The sequence below is a fragment of the Streptomyces sp. NPDC085946 genome, from assembly GCF_044540485.1.
In the GTDB taxonomy this organism is placed as follows: Bacteria; Actinomycetota; Actinomycetes; order Streptomycetales; family Streptomycetaceae; genus Streptomyces.
This window is the reverse complement of record NZ_JBITSF010000007.1, coordinates 53,831-69,438: the sequence shown is the minus strand read 5'-3', so window position 1 is coordinate 69,438 and position 15,608 is coordinate 53,831. Positions and strand designations below refer to the sequence as shown.

The 15,608-nt window shown below is 73.1% G+C and carries 12 protein-coding genes; 8 read left to right on the top strand and 4 right to left on the bottom strand.

Features of this window, described 5'->3' with window-relative positions:
* The first annotated feature begins 53 nt into the window (after positions 1–53).
* The gene (locus ACIF8T_RS16205; RefSeq protein WP_400035857.1) at positions 54–6,719 is read left to right on the top strand and encodes a polymorphic toxin-type HINT domain-containing protein; all 6,666 of its coding nucleotides are present in this window, start codon (positions 54–56) and stop codon (positions 6,717–6,719) included.
* Positions 6,720–6,790: 71 nt separating this feature from the next.
* Here ACIF8T_RS16205 and ACIF8T_RS16200 read toward each other — a convergent pair whose 3' ends face one another.
* Positions 6,791–7,186, bottom strand: coding sequence for a hypothetical protein (locus ACIF8T_RS16200; RefSeq protein ID WP_400035446.1), 396 nt, complete (start codon positions 7,184–7,186; stop codon positions 6,791–6,793).
* 70 nt (positions 7,187–7,256) lie between these two features.
* On the opposite strand from ACIF8T_RS16200, the gene ACIF8T_RS16195 reads away from it, so the two are divergent.
* From ACIF8T_RS16195 to ACIF8T_RS16170, 6 genes are all read left to right on the top strand, one after another.
* On the top strand, positions 7,257–7,739 hold the full coding sequence (locus ACIF8T_RS16195) for a DUF2283 domain-containing protein (protein WP_400035444.1): 483 nt from the start codon (positions 7,257–7,259) through the stop codon (positions 7,737–7,739).
* Complete coding sequence (locus ACIF8T_RS16190) at positions 7,726–8,097, top strand: hypothetical protein (protein WP_400035442.1); 372 nt, start codon at positions 7,726–7,728, stop codon at positions 8,095–8,097. Before ACIF8T_RS16195 ends, ACIF8T_RS16190 begins: the two co-directional genes overlap by 14 nt.
* 140 nt (positions 8,098–8,237) lie before the next feature.
* Entirely contained in the window at positions 8,238–9,395 is a 1,158-nt protein-coding gene (gene ispG, locus ACIF8T_RS16185; protein ID WP_400035440.1) for a flavodoxin-dependent (E)-4-hydroxy-3-methylbut-2-enyl-diphosphate synthase, read from the top strand.
* A 120-nt stretch (positions 9,396–9,515) separates the two neighbouring features.
* A complete protein-coding gene (locus ACIF8T_RS16180; protein WP_400035438.1) occupies positions 9,516–10,364 on the top strand; it encodes a GNAT family N-acetyltransferase in 849 nt (282 codons plus the stop codon).
* A gap of 90 nt (positions 10,365–10,454) precedes the next feature.
* Positions 10,455–10,985: a GNAT family N-acetyltransferase gene (locus ACIF8T_RS16175; protein ID WP_400035436.1), complete on the top strand. Its 531-nt coding sequence runs from the start codon at positions 10,455–10,457 to the stop codon at positions 10,983–10,985.
* A gap of 123 nt (positions 10,986–11,108) precedes the next feature.
* The gene (locus ACIF8T_RS16170) at positions 11,109–12,809 is read left to right on the top strand and encodes a proline--tRNA ligase (RefSeq protein ID WP_400035434.1); all 1,701 of its coding nucleotides are present in this window, start codon (positions 11,109–11,111) and stop codon (positions 12,807–12,809) included.
* Between the two features lie 47 nt (positions 12,810–12,856).
* Here ACIF8T_RS16170 and ACIF8T_RS16165 read toward each other — a convergent pair whose 3' ends face one another.
* The 3 genes from ACIF8T_RS16165 to ACIF8T_RS16155 all read right to left on the bottom strand — a co-directional run bounded on the left by ACIF8T_RS16165 (position 12,857) and on the right by ACIF8T_RS16155 (position 14,868).
* A complete protein-coding gene (locus ACIF8T_RS16165) occupies positions 12,857–13,756 on the bottom strand; it encodes an aminoglycoside phosphotransferase family protein (protein WP_400035432.1) in 900 nt (299 codons plus the stop codon).
* Between the two features lie 66 nt (positions 13,757–13,822).
* Positions 13,823–14,302, bottom strand: a complete 480-nt coding sequence (locus ACIF8T_RS16160) for a ferritin-like domain-containing protein (protein WP_400035430.1) — start codon at positions 14,300–14,302, stop codon at positions 13,823–13,825.
* Positions 14,299–14,868: a hypothetical protein gene (locus tag ACIF8T_RS16155; RefSeq protein ID WP_400035428.1), complete on the bottom strand. Its 570-nt coding sequence runs from the start codon at positions 14,866–14,868 to the stop codon at positions 14,299–14,301. Before ACIF8T_RS16155 ends, ACIF8T_RS16160 begins: the two co-directional genes overlap by 4 nt.
* Before the next feature lie 205 nt (positions 14,869–15,073).
* Between ACIF8T_RS16155 and rimP the strand changes: the two genes are divergently transcribed.
* Complete coding sequence (gene rimP / locus ACIF8T_RS16150) at positions 15,074–15,607, top strand: ribosome maturation factor RimP (RefSeq protein WP_400035426.1); 534 nt, start codon at positions 15,074–15,076, stop codon at positions 15,605–15,607.
* Position 15,608 lies beyond the last annotated feature (1 nt).

The following is a 15,608-nucleotide window of genomic DNA, read 5'->3' as shown; positions in this document are numbered from 1 at the left end:
TCGCCTTCCACCGCCGCGGACCGCTGCTGCCGCGCCTCGCGCTCGGCGCCGCCATGCTGCTGGCCGCCGAGGCCGCCCTGCTCGTCGCCGACACGGGCGACGCGGTGGCCCTGGGCCTGTCAGGCCAACGTGAACAAGTCGAGGCCGCGGAGCCGGAGAAGAAACGTGTGCGCGAGGCCGCGGACCTTCCCTCGGCCCGGGTCGCCGCCCGCCTGCAGGGCCACCGTGTGGAGGCCCTGAGCGAGCGCACCGAGACGTCGGCCACCTGGGTCAACAAGGACGGCAGTCTCACCACCGAGATGGCCGCCGGCCCCGTCCGCTTCCAGCGTGAGGACGGCCGGTGGACCCCCGTCGACGTGGAACTGCGGAAGGTGGACGGCGGAGTCGAGCCCAAGGCGCACCCGGAAGGGCTGCGGCTGGCCGGTGCATCGGGCAGGCCGGCGACGTCCTGGCGGGCCGTGAAGGACGCGAAGGCCACCGACCTGGTCACCCTCGGCGAGGGTGACCGGCGGATCACCCTGCAGTGGAAGGGCGGGCTGCCGCAGCCGGAACTGCACGGCACGCGGGCGGAGTACGTCGACGCGGTCCCCGGCGCGGACGTGGTCGTGGAGGCCACCCGGACCGGTTTCGAGCAGTTCGTCGAACTCAAGCGCCGCCCCGACACCGACGGCTACTCCTACACGCTGCCGCTGAAGGCGAAGGGCCTGACGGCGAAGCAACTGAAGGACGGCAGCGTCCTGTTCACCGACAGGAAGAACAGGAAGCGGGCCGTGATGCCCGCGCCGGTGATGTGGGACGCCACCGTCGACAAGCGCTCCGGGGAGCACACCCGCAAGGCCCGGGTCGGCCTGAAGGTGGTGCAGAAGGGCTCCTCCGTCGACCTGGTGGTCACCCCGGACGCGAAGTTCCTCGCCGACCCGGAGACGAAGTACCCGGTCACCGTCGACCCGTCGACCTCCTCGCTGTCCAACGTCTTCGACACCTACGTGCAGCAGGGCGAGACCGTCGACTGGTCCACCGACGTCGAACTGGACTTCGGCAACCCGGGCACGAAGAACGCCGACGGCACGCCGCGCACCGCGCAGTCGTTCATCTCCTGGAACACCACGCCCGTCCAGGACGCGCTGGTCTCCAGCGCCAAGCTGAGCCTGTGGAACTTCCACTCGGGCAACAACACCGACTGCAAGCCCTACCCGTGGGAGGTGTGGTCCTCCGGCGCGGCGTCCACCTCCAGCCGGTGGGCCAGCCGTCCGACGATGACGGCGAAGAAGGCCACCTCCACCGAGACCCGCGGCAACGCCTCGTGCACCACCCAGCCCGACGGCTGGATCAACGCCGACGTGACCACGCTGGTGCAGGAGTGGGCCTCGGCCAAGGCCACCCGCGGCCACATGGGCATCCGGGCGAGCGACGAGAACGTGGTGGCGCAGTGGAAGCGGGTCAACTCCGCCAACGCGGCCGCCAACCCGCCCAAGCTGGTCGTCACCTACAACTACCGGCCCCGCACCGGCACCAAGCAGGAGGCCGGCCCGCCGTACTTCTCCTACGGCGGCGCCTACACGGTGAACACGACGACCCCGACCCTGCGGGACACCTTCGTCGACGCCGACGGCGACAAGGTCAACGGCACCTTCCAGATCTACGACAACGCCACCAACACCCAGGTCGGCGACGTCATCGTCTCCAAGTACGTGCCCTCCGGGCAGGTCGCCTCGGTCACCGTGCCCTCGGGCGTGCTGACCAACGGCAAGACATACAAGTTCCGCACCTCGCCCTACGACGGCAGCCACTACAACACCGGCTGGTCGGCGTGGAAGACCTTCACCGTCGACACCGGCGCCCCGTCCGCCCCCGCGAAGATCACGTCCTCGGACTACCCCTCGACCGCCTGGGTCAAGGGCGCGGGCCAGTCCGGCACCTTCACCGTCACCCCGCCCGCCTCCGACCACAACTGGCTGGAGTGGTCGCTGGACGGCGTCACCTGGACCAAGGCGGCCACCGGCGGCTCCTCCGCCGACAAGGCCCTCTCGGTGGCCCCGCCGAAGAACGGCACCCACACCCTGCAGGTGCGGGCCGTGGACAAGGCGGACAACAAGTCCGAGGCGGTCGAGTACACCTTCCACGCCGGACCCGGAGGGTTCGTCCAGCCCTCCGACGGCGAGCGCACCGCGCGCCGCCTGCCGCTGGTGGCCGAGGCCGACCCCGGCACCTACGACAAGGTCTCCTTCTCCTGGCGCCGCTCCGAGGCCGACCCCTGGGCGAAGATCCCCGTCGGTGACGTCACCTCCGGCAGCACCGCGCTCACCGCGTGGCCGGTCGCCCTCACGGGCGGCAGGAACGCCGCGCTGGTCTGGAACGCCGCCGGCACCGTCGACCCCGACGGCACCGTCCAGATCAAGGCCGACTTCACCGGTCCGAACAGCGCCTCCGGCAGCACCGAGCCGCTGACCGTCGTCGTCGACCGCAACGCCGACGGCGCCGCCTCGGAGGAGATCGGACCCGGCCGGCTGAACCTCCTCACCGGTGACTTCTCCCTCACCGAGGAGGACGCCTCCTTCTACGACATGGCCGTCAGCCGCACCGCCTCCTCGCGCCTCCCGGACAAGGGCGCCCGGCAGGAGGGCCAGGTGGCGATCTTCGGCAAGGAGTGGGTCGCCGGGACGACCGCGGAGCAGACCGAGTCCGACTACGGCCACCTCCGCAGGATCTCGGACACCGCCGTCGACGTGGTGACGGCCGAGGGCGACGCCATCCACTTCACCGCCAACGCGGCGAAGACCGGCTGGGTGCCCGAGCCCGGCGCCGAGGACCTCACCCTCAAGGGCGCCGTCAGCGGCGGCTTCACGCTGACCGACACCGACGGCACGGTCACGGAGTTCGCCAAGGCCGACGCGGCCGCCACGACCTGGCAGGTCTCCAGCACGCTGCTGGAGGGCCTGTCCGACTCCACGACCACCGTGGTCTCCGAGACGGTGACGGCGGACGGCAAGAAGCTGGCCCGCCCCCGGCGGATCATCGCCCCGACCTCGGCCGTGTCCGCGGCGGCCTGCACCGCGGACCCGACCACCAAGGGCTGCCGGGTGCTGGAGTTCGTCTACGCGACCTCCACCACCGCCACGCTCGACTCCTTCGGCGACTTCGCGGGGCAGGTCAAGGAGATCCGCCTCTACTCCACCGGCAAGGGCGGCACCTCCGCCACCGCGCGGGCCGTGGCCACCTACCGCTACGACACCGCGGGCCGGCTGCGCCAGCACTGGGACCCCCGCCTGGCCCAGTCCACGCAGACCCAGTACGAGTACGACACCGCCGGCCGGGTCGTGTCCCACCGGGAGACGACCGACCAGCCCTGGACCTTCACCTACGGCAGGGCCGGCTCCGGCGCGACCGCCGGCGAGGGCATGCTCCTCAAGGCGAGCCGGGCGACGCTGAAGCAGGGCACCAAGGACACCGTCGACGGCACCGCCGTCACCACGGTCGTCTACGACGTGCCGCTGACCGGCGCCGGCGCCCCGTACACGATGGGCGCGGCGGACGTGAAGACCTGGGGCCAGACCGACGCCCCGACCGACGCGACCGCCGTCTTCCCGGCCGACTCCGTGCCGGCCTCGCACGCCGGCGCCTCGCTCACCAGCGGCTCCTACACCCGGGCCGAGGTCCACTACCTGGGCGTGTCCGGCCGCGAGGTCAACTCCGCCGCCCCCGGCGGACACATCTCGACCTCCGAGTACGACCGCTTCGGCAACACCGTCCGGGAACTCACCGCCGCCAACCGGGCCGTCGCGCTCGGCCTCACCGCGGCGGACAAGGAGGTCCAGGCCGACCTCGGCATCGCCGGACTCCCCGCGGCCGAGCGGGCCGACCTGCTGGCCACCGAGTCCGTCTACAACGACACCGGCACCCGTGAGCTGGAGGAGTTCGGCCCGCTGCGCCGGATCGACCTCACCGCGGACCTGAAGTCCGGCACCACCGTGCTGGTCCCGGCGGGGTCCCCGGTGACGGCGCGCAGCTGGACGGTCAACGAGTACGACGCCGGCCGCCCGACCGACGGCACCGCCAAGGTCAGGGACCAGGTCACCAGGACCACGACCGGCGCCCAGGTCCGCGAACACCCCGCGGTCCACGGCGAGACCCGCGTCACCCAGACCTCCTACGACTGGGCCAAGGGCCTGCCGGCCACCACGGTCCAGGACCCGGGCGGCCTCGCCATCAGCGGCTCGAAGGAGTACGACGCCCAGGGACGCGTCATCAGGGAACTGCTGCCCGGCGCCACCGGCACCGACGCCGGCACCCGCGTGACCACGTACTGGTCCGCCACCGGCACCGGTCCCTGCCAGGGCCGCCCCGAATGGGCCGACCTGCTCTGCTCCACCGGCCCCGGTGGCGCGATCACCGGCGGCGGCAGCAACCCCGCCCAGCTGCCCACCACCACGTTCGAGTACGACCACTGGGGCAACACCACCGCCGAGGTCGAGACCGCGAACGGCGTCACCCGCACCACCACCACCCAGCACGACAGCGCGGGCCGCCCGACCACCACGACGGTGACCGGCGGCACCGGACAGGCCGTCCCGGCCACCACCGTCGGCTACGACGAGGCCACGGGCCGGCAGACCACCACCAGCTCGCCGACGGCCGGCACGATCACCCGGGAGTACGACACCCTCGGCCGCCTGTTCTCCTACACCGACGCCGACGGCGCCAGGACCACGACCGAGTACGACCGGCTCGACCGGCCCGTCAAGGTCACCGACACCGTCCCGTCCACCGTCACCTACACCTACGACCACACCGCCGAACCGCGCGGCATGGCCACGAAGGCCACCGACTCGGTCGCCGGCGCCTTCTCCGCCACCTACGACGCGGACGGCTCGGTGGCCACCGAGAAGTTCCCCGGCGGCTACACCCTCACCGTCACCGAGGACACCACCGGCTCACCCGCCAACCGCACCTACACCCGGGACAGCGACGGCACCGTCGTGATGTCCGACGCGGTCACCGAATCCGTGCACGGCCAGGTCACCGGCCACGCCGGCTGGTCCGACCAGACCTACCGCTACGACGCCGCGGGTCGCCTGACCACGGTCGAGGACACGGTGGAGACCGTCTGCACCCGCCGCACCTACGGGTTCGACCACCGCAGCAACCGCAAGTCCCTCACCACCGCCGCCTCGGCACCCGGCCAGGACTGCCCGGCCACCGGAGGCACCGTCACCGGTTCGGCCTACGACAGCGCCGACCGCCTCACCGACAGCGGGTACGGCTACGACGCCTTCGGCCGGACCACCACCCTGCCCGGCGGCGTGACGATGGGCTACTACGCCAACGACCTCGCCCACCAGCAGACTACCGGCGGCAAGCGCCAGACCTGGCAGCTGGACGCCGCCCTGCGCTTCCGGTCCTGGACGGTGGAGACCGACAACGGCGGCACCTGGTCGCCGACCGAGAACAAGCTCAACCACTACGACAGCGACAGCGACAACCCGCGCTGGATCGTCGAGAACACCGCCACCGGCGCCCTGACCCGCAACGTCGACGCCCTCTCCGGAGACCTCGGCGCGGTCACCGGCGCGACCGGCGACACCGTCCTGCAGTTCACCGACATCCACGGCGACGTCGCGCTGCAGCTGCCGCTGAACGCGGCCGAAGCCCCGGTCGTCCTGGACACCGACGAGTACGGCAACCCGCGCGACCGGCAGCAGGCGGTCCGCTACGGCTGGCTCGGCGGCAAGCAGCGCTCCAGCGAGACGGTGGCCGGCCTCACCCTCATGGGCGTCCGCCAGTACAACCCGGCCACCGGGCGCTTCCTGTCCGTCGACCCCGAGTACGGCGGCAACGCCAACGCCTACGAGTACTGCACGGCCGACCCCGTCAACTGCTCCGACCTGGACGGGAAGTGGGGCTTCAAGAAGTTCTTCAAGCGGGCCAAGCGATGGGCCTGGCGCAACAAGTGGGACATCGCGCTGACCGCCGCCGGCTTCGTGCCGGGACTCGGAGCGGCCGCCTGGGGCTACCGCGCCTACCGCGGCTACCGGGCCATCCGCGCCGCCCGCACCGTCGCCCGCACCTGCCGCCGCAACTCCTTCCTGCCGGACACCCCGGTCGTGATGGCGGACGGCTCCACCAAGCCGATCAGCGAGATCGAGATCGGCGACGGAGTCCTCGCGGCGGACGAGGTCACCGGCGAGATCACGGTCTCCCCGGTCAGCGACGTCATCACCGGCGACGGCGTCAAGGACCTGGTGACCCTCTCGGTGGACTCCGACGGCGACGGCCGGACCGAGGAACTGACGGCCACCGCCGGCCACCCCTTCTACGTGCAGGGCCGTGGCTGGATCGACGCCTCCCAGGTCGGTACCGGGGACCGGCTCATGACGCCCGCCGGACGCCTGCCCCGGGTCACCGGTACGAGCCGCACCGATGCGGTCCGCACCGTCCACAACCTGACCGTCGCCGGCAGCCACACCTTCTACGTGGTGGCCGACGGCCAGGCGGCGCTCGTCCACAACTGCGCCAAGTACATCCCCAAGAAGCGGAACGTACTGAACTGGTGGGCTCCGCGGTCCAAGAGCAAGGCCGCCGCGATCGCGAAGGCCCGACAGGTCGCCCGGTACGGAGGCCGCTGCCGCTACCGCGGCCCGTGCCGTTCGGGCAACCACGTGCACGTCGACTTCATCAACCGGCGCGGCTACATCTTCCGCACGAACCACTACCGGTGGTGAACTGACACCACGTGCCACGGGGCGGCCCGGCCTGCCGGGCCGCCCTCAGACCGACTGGATACAGCGGTGGGTCAGCAGAACTCCTCGACGTACAGCAGCGTCCGCCCGTCCGGTGCGGAGAATTCGTGGGCCTGGTACGAGCCCGGCCCGGCGGAGTCGAGCCGGTCCTTCAGGCCGGTCCACTCGGCCTCGCGTTCGCCGGCCGGTACGGACCGCAGCACCTCGCCTGCCCCCTCGCCGACGATCATCTCGTCGGCGGTGCGCACCAGACGCCTGGCCAGCCGGGTGTCGAGCGGGCCGCGGCGCCGCGTCCAGCGGCAGCCCTTCCCGTCCAAAAGCTCCCCCGAACCGGCCGGGGAGAGCCCGGTGACATCGTCGGAGTACTCGGCGGGCTCCTCGCCCTCCGGAGACGTCATCGAGGCCACCACGTCGGAGAAGCCGGTGGCGGGCGGTCGTCGTTTCGGCATGACGACAGTCTTCCAGGCGCCGTCCGCGCCGTCGATCAATCCCAGCGGACATGGAGGAAGTGCAGGACTCATGGACATCCCGACCGCTCTGAACGAGCTGGTGGAGGCCCTCGCCGAACACGCGGAGACGATGGCGGCCGACCCGGACGTACCGCCCGACCGGGCCGTCGCGGTCTTCGAACGCGTACGCCTCGCCGCGGCGCGCTACTCGGACGCGACCTTCGAGGCCTCGGGCTGGGGCAGCCCGTTCTCCGAGGTCCTCGAGGACGAGGACGAAGACGACGGCGACGGCGACCTCGACGACGAGGAGGCCGGCGGCTTCGTCGACACCACACGCCTCGCGTACGACCCGGACGCCGACGCCGCGATGATCCACGTCGCGGACGACGTCCCCCCGGGCCGCGCCGTCCGCCGGATCGCCGTGGACCTCGCACACGGCACCGTCGTCCTGGACCTGGGCGACTCGGACGTCCTCCTCGGCGTCGAGGTGCTGGGCGCGTCCCGGGTCCTCCCGGCGGAAGTCCTCGGAGGGGGCACGGATGCGCGTCAATGACATGACGGGTTTCGTCCGCGCGGGGTCGCTGGGCGTGGCCTTCGCGGTGCTCGACGACGGCAGCGGCGACTGCGACCCCAACGACGAGGTGCTCGTCGCCGCCCCGACCTGGACGGCCGCCGCGCGGCTGATGCGCGAGCGGGGCTACCGGCACGTCCCCAGGCGGGCCGGCCGGATGAAGCCGGCACCGGACGCGGTGGCCCTCGCGACGAGCACACCCGGGGTCGTGTACCGGCGGAAGTGGGCCTCCGCGGACGTCTGGCGGCCGATCGCCGCCGAAAGGGCCGCGGACCCGGCCGGGGGCACGTCCCCCCGGAGCCGGGCGGGAGCCGCCGGGGAGCAGGAGCCGCATCCCTGAGCCCCCCGGCGCCGCCCCCACCTCAGGGGGAACTCAAGGGCGTCGTGTGCCGACGTCCATGTCCGTGCCGTAACCTCAAGGGTCGGAGCCCGCTGCCTACGGGACCGGATCTTGATCCACGACATGGGGTTGCACAGCAGATGACTGCGATTTCTCTCGGCATGCCGTCCGTTCCGACCAAGCTCGCCGAGCGCCGCAAGAGCCGGCAGATCCAGGTCGGGTCCGTGGCGGTCGGTGGAGACGCCCCCGTCTCGGTGCAGTCGATGACCACCACCCGCACCTCCGACATCGGTGCCACGCTCCAGCAGATCGCGGAACTGACCGCGTCGGGCTGCCAGATCGTGCGGGTGGCCTGCCCCACGCAGGACGACGCCGACGCGCTCGCGGTCATCGCGAGGAAGTCGCAGATCCCGGTGATCGCCGACATCCACTTCCAGCCGAAGTACGTCTTCGCCGCGATCGAGGCGGGCTGCGCGGCCGTCCGCGTCAACCCCGGCAACATCAAGCAGTTCGACGACAAGGTCAAGGAGATCGCCAAGGCGGCGAAGGACCACGGCACGCCGATCCGTATCGGTGTCAACGCCGGGTCGCTGGACCGGCGGCTGCTGCAGAAGTACGGCAAGGCCACTCCCGAGGCCCTCGTGGAGTCCGCGCTGTGGGAGGCGTCCCTCTTCGAGGAGCACGACTTCCGCGACATCAAGATCTCCGTCAAGCACAACGACCCGGTCGTGATGATCGAGGCCTACCGGCAGCTCGCCGAGCAGTGCGACTACCCGCTGCACCTGGGCGTCACCGAGGCCGGCCCCGCCTTCCAGGGCACCATCAAGTCCGCGGTCGCCTTCGGCGCGCTGCTCTCCCAGGGCATCGGCGACACCATCCGCGTCTCCCTCTCGGCGCCGCCCGCCGAGGAGGTCAAGGTCGGCATCCAGATCCTGGAGTCGCTGAACCTGCGCCAGCGCGGCCTGGAGATCGTCTCCTGCCCGTCCTGCGGCCGCGCCCAGGTCGACGTCTACAAGCTCGCCGAAGAGGTCACCGCCGGCCTGACCGGCATGGAGGTGCCGCTGCGCGTCGCCGTGATGGGCTGCGTCGTCAACGGCCCCGGCGAGGCCCGCGAGGCCGACCTCGGCGTCGCCTCCGGCAACGGCAAGGGCCAGATCTTCGTCAAGGGCCAGGTCATCAAGACCGTCCCCGAGTCCAAGATCGTGGAGACGCTCATCGAGGAGGCCATGAAACTGGCCGAGCAGATGGAGAAGGACGGCGTGGCCTCCGGCGAGCCCGAGGTCTCCGTCGCCGGCTGACCGGCCCCACCGGCCCCGGCCGCCGCAGCCGTGTCCCGGGCCGCCCCGAGGGGCGGCGCGGCACAATTCCGGCGGGTACAGTGCGGAGATCAGCAGACCCCAGTGTGTGAGGCCCCGCACGTGTTGACGCAGACCACCTCCCGGGTCCTCGAGCCGAGCGACCTGGACGCCGCGCTCGCCGTCCTCGACCGCGAGCCGGTCACGAACGCCTTCGTGACCTCCCGCGTGCAGGTCGCGGGCCTGGACCCGTGGCGGCTCGGCGGCGAGATGTGGGGCTGGTACGAGGACGGCACACTGACCTCGCTGTGCTACGCCGGGGCCAACCTGGTCCCCATCTGCGCCACCCCCCGGGCCGTCCGCGCCTTCGCCGAACGCGCCCGCCGCGCGGGCCGCCGCTGCTCCTCCGTCGTCGGCCCGGCCGAGTCCACCGCCGAGCTGTGGCGCCTGCTCGAACCGCACTGGGGCCCGGCCCGCGAGGTCCGCCGCCGGCAGCCGCTCATGGTCACCGACCGCATGCCCGACGACATCGCCCCCGACCCGTACGTCCGCCGCGTCCGCAAGGACGAGATGGAGGCGATCCTGCCGGCGTGCGTGGCGATGTTCACCGAGGAGGTCGGCGTCTCCCCCCTCGCCGGCGACGGCGGCCTGCTCTACCAGGCCCGGGTCGCCGAACTCGTCGGCTCCGGCCGCTCCTTCGCCCGCTTCGACGGCGACGGCAAGGTCGTCTTCAAGGCGGAGATCGGCGCGGCGACGGACCGCGCCTGCCAGATCCAGGGCGTGTGGGTGGCCCCCGAGCACCGCGGCCAGGGCCTCGCCGCCCCCGGCATGGCGGCCGTGCTGCGCTACGCCCTGGCCGACGTGGCCCCCGTGGTCAGCCTGTACGTCAACGACTTCAACACGGCGGCCCGCAGGACCTACCGGCGCGTGGGCTTCGAGGAGACCGGCGCGTTCATGAGCGTGCTGTTCTGAAGCCCCCGCCGGGGCGCGGGGAAGTGCCCGGGCGACCACGGCCGACCCGCGCCCGGACGCCGGCCCGGAACCCCCTGTAGGCTCCCCGCCATGGACCTGGTGATCGGCCCCCTCGACCTCCCCGCCCACGTGGACGAGGCCCTCGCTGTTCAGGCCGCGGCCTTCGGACTGGGCCCCGACGAGGTGGCCGTACGCCGCCAGATCGTCCTCCGCCACATGACCTACCCGGGCGCGAGGGCCCTCGGCGCGACCGCCGGCGGCACCCTCGTCGGCTTCGTCTACGGCATGCCCAACGACCGCGGCCACTGGTGGTCCACCGTCGTCGAGCCCTACCTGCGCGCCCGGGGGCACGAGCACTGGCTCGACGACTCCTTCGTGATCACCGAGCTGCACGTCCACCCGGACCACCAGGGCCGCGGCATCGGCCGCACCCTGATCACCACGATCACCGACGGCGCCGACGAGCCCCGCTCGATCCTCTCCGCCCTCGACACCGAGAGCCCCGCCCGCGGCCTGTACCGCTCCCTCGGCTACCAGGACCTCGCCCGCCAGGTCCTCTTCCCCAGCGCCCCCATGCCGTACGCCGTGATGGGCGCCCCGCTGCCGCTGCGCCGCCGGTAGCCGCCGCACCGCCGGAATGGATTTCCACCGTCCTGTCCGGCCCGGCTAACCTCCTTGCGTCACCTTCCCCCGCTCTCGGCTGCGCTCGAGCGGGGGACCCCCAGCAGCAGGAGTAACAGAACCATGGCGAACGCACCGGTCCAGCGCATGTCCCAGTTGATGGCGAAGACGCTGCGCGACGACCCGGCGGACGCCGAGGTCCTCAGCCACAAGCTGCTCGTCCGCGCCGGCTACGTCCGCCGCACCGCCGCCGGCATCTGGTCCTGGCTGCCGCTGGGCAAGAAGGTCCTCGCCAACGTGGAGCGCGTGGTCCGCGAGGAGATGGACGCCATCGGCGCCCAGGAGGTGCTGCTCCCCGCCCTGCTGCCGCGCGAGCCGTACGAGGCGACCGGCCGCTGGGACGAGTACGGCCAGGAACTGTTCCGCCTGCAGGACCGCAAGGGCGGCGACTACCTCCTCGGCCCCACCCACGAGGAGATCTTCACCCTGCTGGTGAAGGACCAGGCGTCCTCCTACAAGGACCTGCCGGTGATCCTCTACCAGATCCAGACCAAGTTCCGCGACGAGGCCCGCCCCCGCGCGGGCATCCTGCGCGGCCGCGAGTTCCTGATGAAGGACTCCTACTCCTTCGACCTCGCCGACGAGGGCCTCGCCGAGTCCTACGCCCTGCACCGCCAGGCCTACCAGCGCATCTTCGAGCGCCTCGGCCTGGACTACCGCATCTGCGCCGCGACCGCCGGCGCGATGGGCGGCTCCAAGTCCGAGGAGTTCCTCGCCCCGGCCGAGGCCGGCGAGGACACCTTCGCGGACTGCCCGAACTGCGACTTCGCCGCCAACACCGAGGCGATCACGTACGCGCTGCAGCCGGTGGACGCCTCCGGCGTGCCCGCCGCCGAGGACATCCCGACCCCCGACACCCCCACCATCGAGACGCTCGCCGCCTCCCTCGGCGTCCCGGCCTCCGCCACGCTGAAGAACCTGCTGGTCAAGGTGGACGGCGAGATCGTCGCCGTCGGCGTGCCCGGCGACCGCGAGGTCGACCTGGACAAGGTCGAGGCGCACTTCGCCCCGGCCGCCGTCGAGCTGGTCACCGAGGCGGACTTCGCGACCCGCCCCGACCTGGTCCGCGGCTACGTCGGCCCGCAGGGCCTGGACAAGGTCACGTACATCGCCGACCCCCGCGTCGCCCCCGGCACGGCCTGGATCACCGGCGCCAACAAGCCGGACACGCACGCCAGGAACGTCGTCGCGGGCCGGGACTTCGAGGTCGACGCGTACGTCGACGTCGTGGTCGTGCAGGAGGGCGACCCCTGCCCGAAGTGCGGCACCGGCCTGAAGCTGGACCGCGCCATCGAGATCGGCCACATCTTCCAGCTCGGCCGCAAGTACACCGACGCCCTCAAGCTCGACGTCCTCGGCCAGAACGGCAAGCCGGTCCGCGTCACCATGGGCTCCTACGGCATCGGCGTCTCCCGCGCGGTCGCGGCCCTCGCCGAGCAGACCGCCGACGACAAGGGCCTGGTGTGGCCCAAGGAGATCGCCCCGGCCGACGTCCACGTGGTCGCCGCCGGCAAGGCCCTGCAGACCGAACTGGCCCTGGACGTCTCCCAGCGGCTGTCCGCCGCCGGCGTCCGCGTCCTGGTCGACGACCGGGCCGGCGTCTCCCCGGGCGTGAAGTTCACCGACGCCGAACTGATGGGCGTGCCGCAGATCCTGGTCGCCGGGCGGCGTGCCGGCGAGGGCGTGGTCGAGCTGAAGGACCGCCGCACCGGCGAGCGCGAGGAGCTCACGGTCGAGGAGGCCCTCGCCCGCCTCACGGCCTGACCGCGTCCGGGTGAGCGCCCCGGACACCCGGGGCGCTCAGCGCCGGCTCACAGCCATCCCGCGAACTCCAGCAGCAGCTCCGCGTCCTGGGACCGGCCGACCCGCCGGGCCCGTACGCCCGACTCCACCGCCCGGAACAGGGTCCAGCCGCGCAGGCGCTCCTGGTCCACGTCCAGGGACTCGGCGAGCCGCTTGACGCGCCGGCGGGTCGTCGCCGCGCCGGACGGCTGCGCGATCAGGTCCTCGACGCGGTCGCGCACCAGCCGGGCCAGGTCGAAGGCGCACTCGCCGACCACCGGGTCCGGGCCCACCGCCAGCCACGGCATCCGCTCGCCGGCGAGCACCTTGCTCTGCCGGAACGTGCCGTGCAGCAGCCGGTGTTCGGGAGGCTCCGCCAGCAGCGCCTCGCGGGCCGCGAGCGCCGCGTCCACCAGCGGCGCCACCTCCGGGTCGGCCCCGGCGCTCGCCCGCATCGCCTCGGCCTGCCGGCCGGTCCGCTCGGCGACGGACTCGAAGACGTGGGCCGCGGGCGGCTCGACCCACAGCCGGCGCAGTGCCCCCGCCGCCTCCAGCAGCGCCTTGCCCTCCGGCAGCGACCGCACCGACACGTCCGGGTGCAGCCGCTCCAGCAGCAGCACCCCCTCCGTGACGAACGGCTCCAGGGGCTGGACGGCACCCCGGCCGGCCCAGTGCGCGAGCGCGGCCCGCTCGCTCTCCGGCCGGGCCCGGCGCGGGGCCAGCTTCAGCACCGCCGGCGTCCCGTCCGGCAACCGCACCAGCACTACCAGGCTGCTGCGCCCGCCGGGCACCTGGACGCGCTCCACGGTCAACTCGCGCAGCGCGACGGCCTGCTGCGCCAGCGCGGGCAGCCGCGCCAGCCAGTCGTCACCGTCCGGTGCCGTCTCACCGAGCGCCCTGACCAGACGCTGCGGCGGTTCGAAGACCATGCGCGAGTCGTTCCCTTCGTGCTGTACGCGTACGTGCCCTGCGCCGGATGCCCCGCGCCGGACGCCCTACGCCGTCGGCGTTCCCGACGGGGCCGCCGCTCCCGACGGGGAGTCGGCCGCCCGCTCGGCGAGCCCAGGGAAGGCTACGCTCCTGCCGCGCCAGCGCGCGGCCCGCACCGCCGCCTCCCGCAGCGCCTCGGCGGCCATGGCCCGCCGCCCGCCGCCGGACGCGCGCACCAGGTCGGCGTACACCCCGGCCACCCGGTCCTCCAGCTCGGCGGCCAGCCGCACGGCCGCGGCCGCGTCCGCCACCGGGAAGGGCAGCGCGTAGCCGGCCGCCGCGGCGACGGGCCTGCCGCCCAGCTCCCGCACCTCCCGCACCAGCGCGTCCCGCCGCGCCCGGTGCGCGTCGAACGCCGTGCGGGCCCGCGCGCGCCCGGCCTCGTCGATCCGGCCGCCGACCACGCCGTACCCGTACACGGCCGCGTGCTCGGCCGCCAGGGCCGCCTGGACGGCGCGCAGTTCCCGCTCCTCCGCCTCGCTCACCGGTCACCCTCCGTCAGCAGGTACACGTGCGCCGCCCCGGCCGCCGCCACCGACGCCAGCAGCCGCGCCAGTTCGCCCGACCGCCGCACCAGCTCCTCCGCCCGCCGGTCGGCGAGGTCCCGCTCGGCGGCGGCGAGCAGGGCCAGCGCGTCCTTCTCGTTCCCCGGGACGGCGGCCGACGGGGAAGCGGCGGCCGACGGGGAGACGGAGGGAGACACCCCGGGGGAGGCGGACGCCGACGGGGAGGCCGGCGCGGACCGCGTCCCGGTCGCCCTCCCCCCGAACGCCTCGGCGTGCCGGGCCACTTCCTCGCGCAGCGGCCGCAGCCGCGGCGCCAGCCCCGGGTGCGCGGCGAGGACCGCGTCGTAGCGCTCCGCCAGGGCCGCGCTGTCCCGCGCCGCACGCGCGCGCGCCCGGTCGTCGGCCGACGGGCGGCCGCCCCCGGTGCCGTCCGGATCCTCGGCCCCGGCGGAACAGCCCGTCAGGGCGACCGCCGTCGAGGTGACGACGAGCAGGCTCCTTCGGCGCGGCCCCGAGGGGGTGCGCGGCGGCGGGGGGAACGGCACGGCAGACGTCCTCGGGGGCTCGTACGAGAAAGAAGCGGCTGGCAGGGCTGCACGCCCGTGATCACGGTACCCGGGCCCCCGTCCGGCACCGGTCAGCGGCACCGCGGGCGACCGGGTGGACGGCAACACCCCCCGCGACCGGATACCCTTTGACCAGACACGCGCCCCATCCCACAACAGCACACGCGGCCGAGGAGTCACCCGGATGAGCACCACCCAGAGCGAGAGGCTGCGACACCTGCTGGAACCGCTCGTCAGCTCCCAGGGGCTGGATCTCGAAGAGATCGCCGTGGACTCCGTCGGACGCAAGCGTGTGCTGCGCGTCGTCGTCGACTCCGACACCGGGGCCGACCTGGACCAGATCGCCGATGTGAGCCGCGCGCTCTCGGCGAAGCTCGACGAGACGGACGCGATGGGCGAGGGGGAGTACACCCTCGAAGTGGGCACCCCGGGCGCGGAGCGCCTCCTGACGGAGCACCGGCACTACGTGCGGGCCACCGGCCGGCTGGTGCGGTTCCAGCTCGCCGAGGGCGGCGAGCTGGTCGCCAGGATCCTGCGGGCCGAGGACGACGGCCTCGACGTCGAGGTGCCCGGGGTGAAGGGCCGCAAGGCCACCGCGCGCAGGCTCGCCTTCGACGACATCACCCGGGCACGCGTCCAGGTCGAGTTCAGCCGCAAGGACGACGAGAAGCCCGTCAGGCAGGCCCACGAGGCCGTCAAGAACGAAGAGGAGGCGTAGC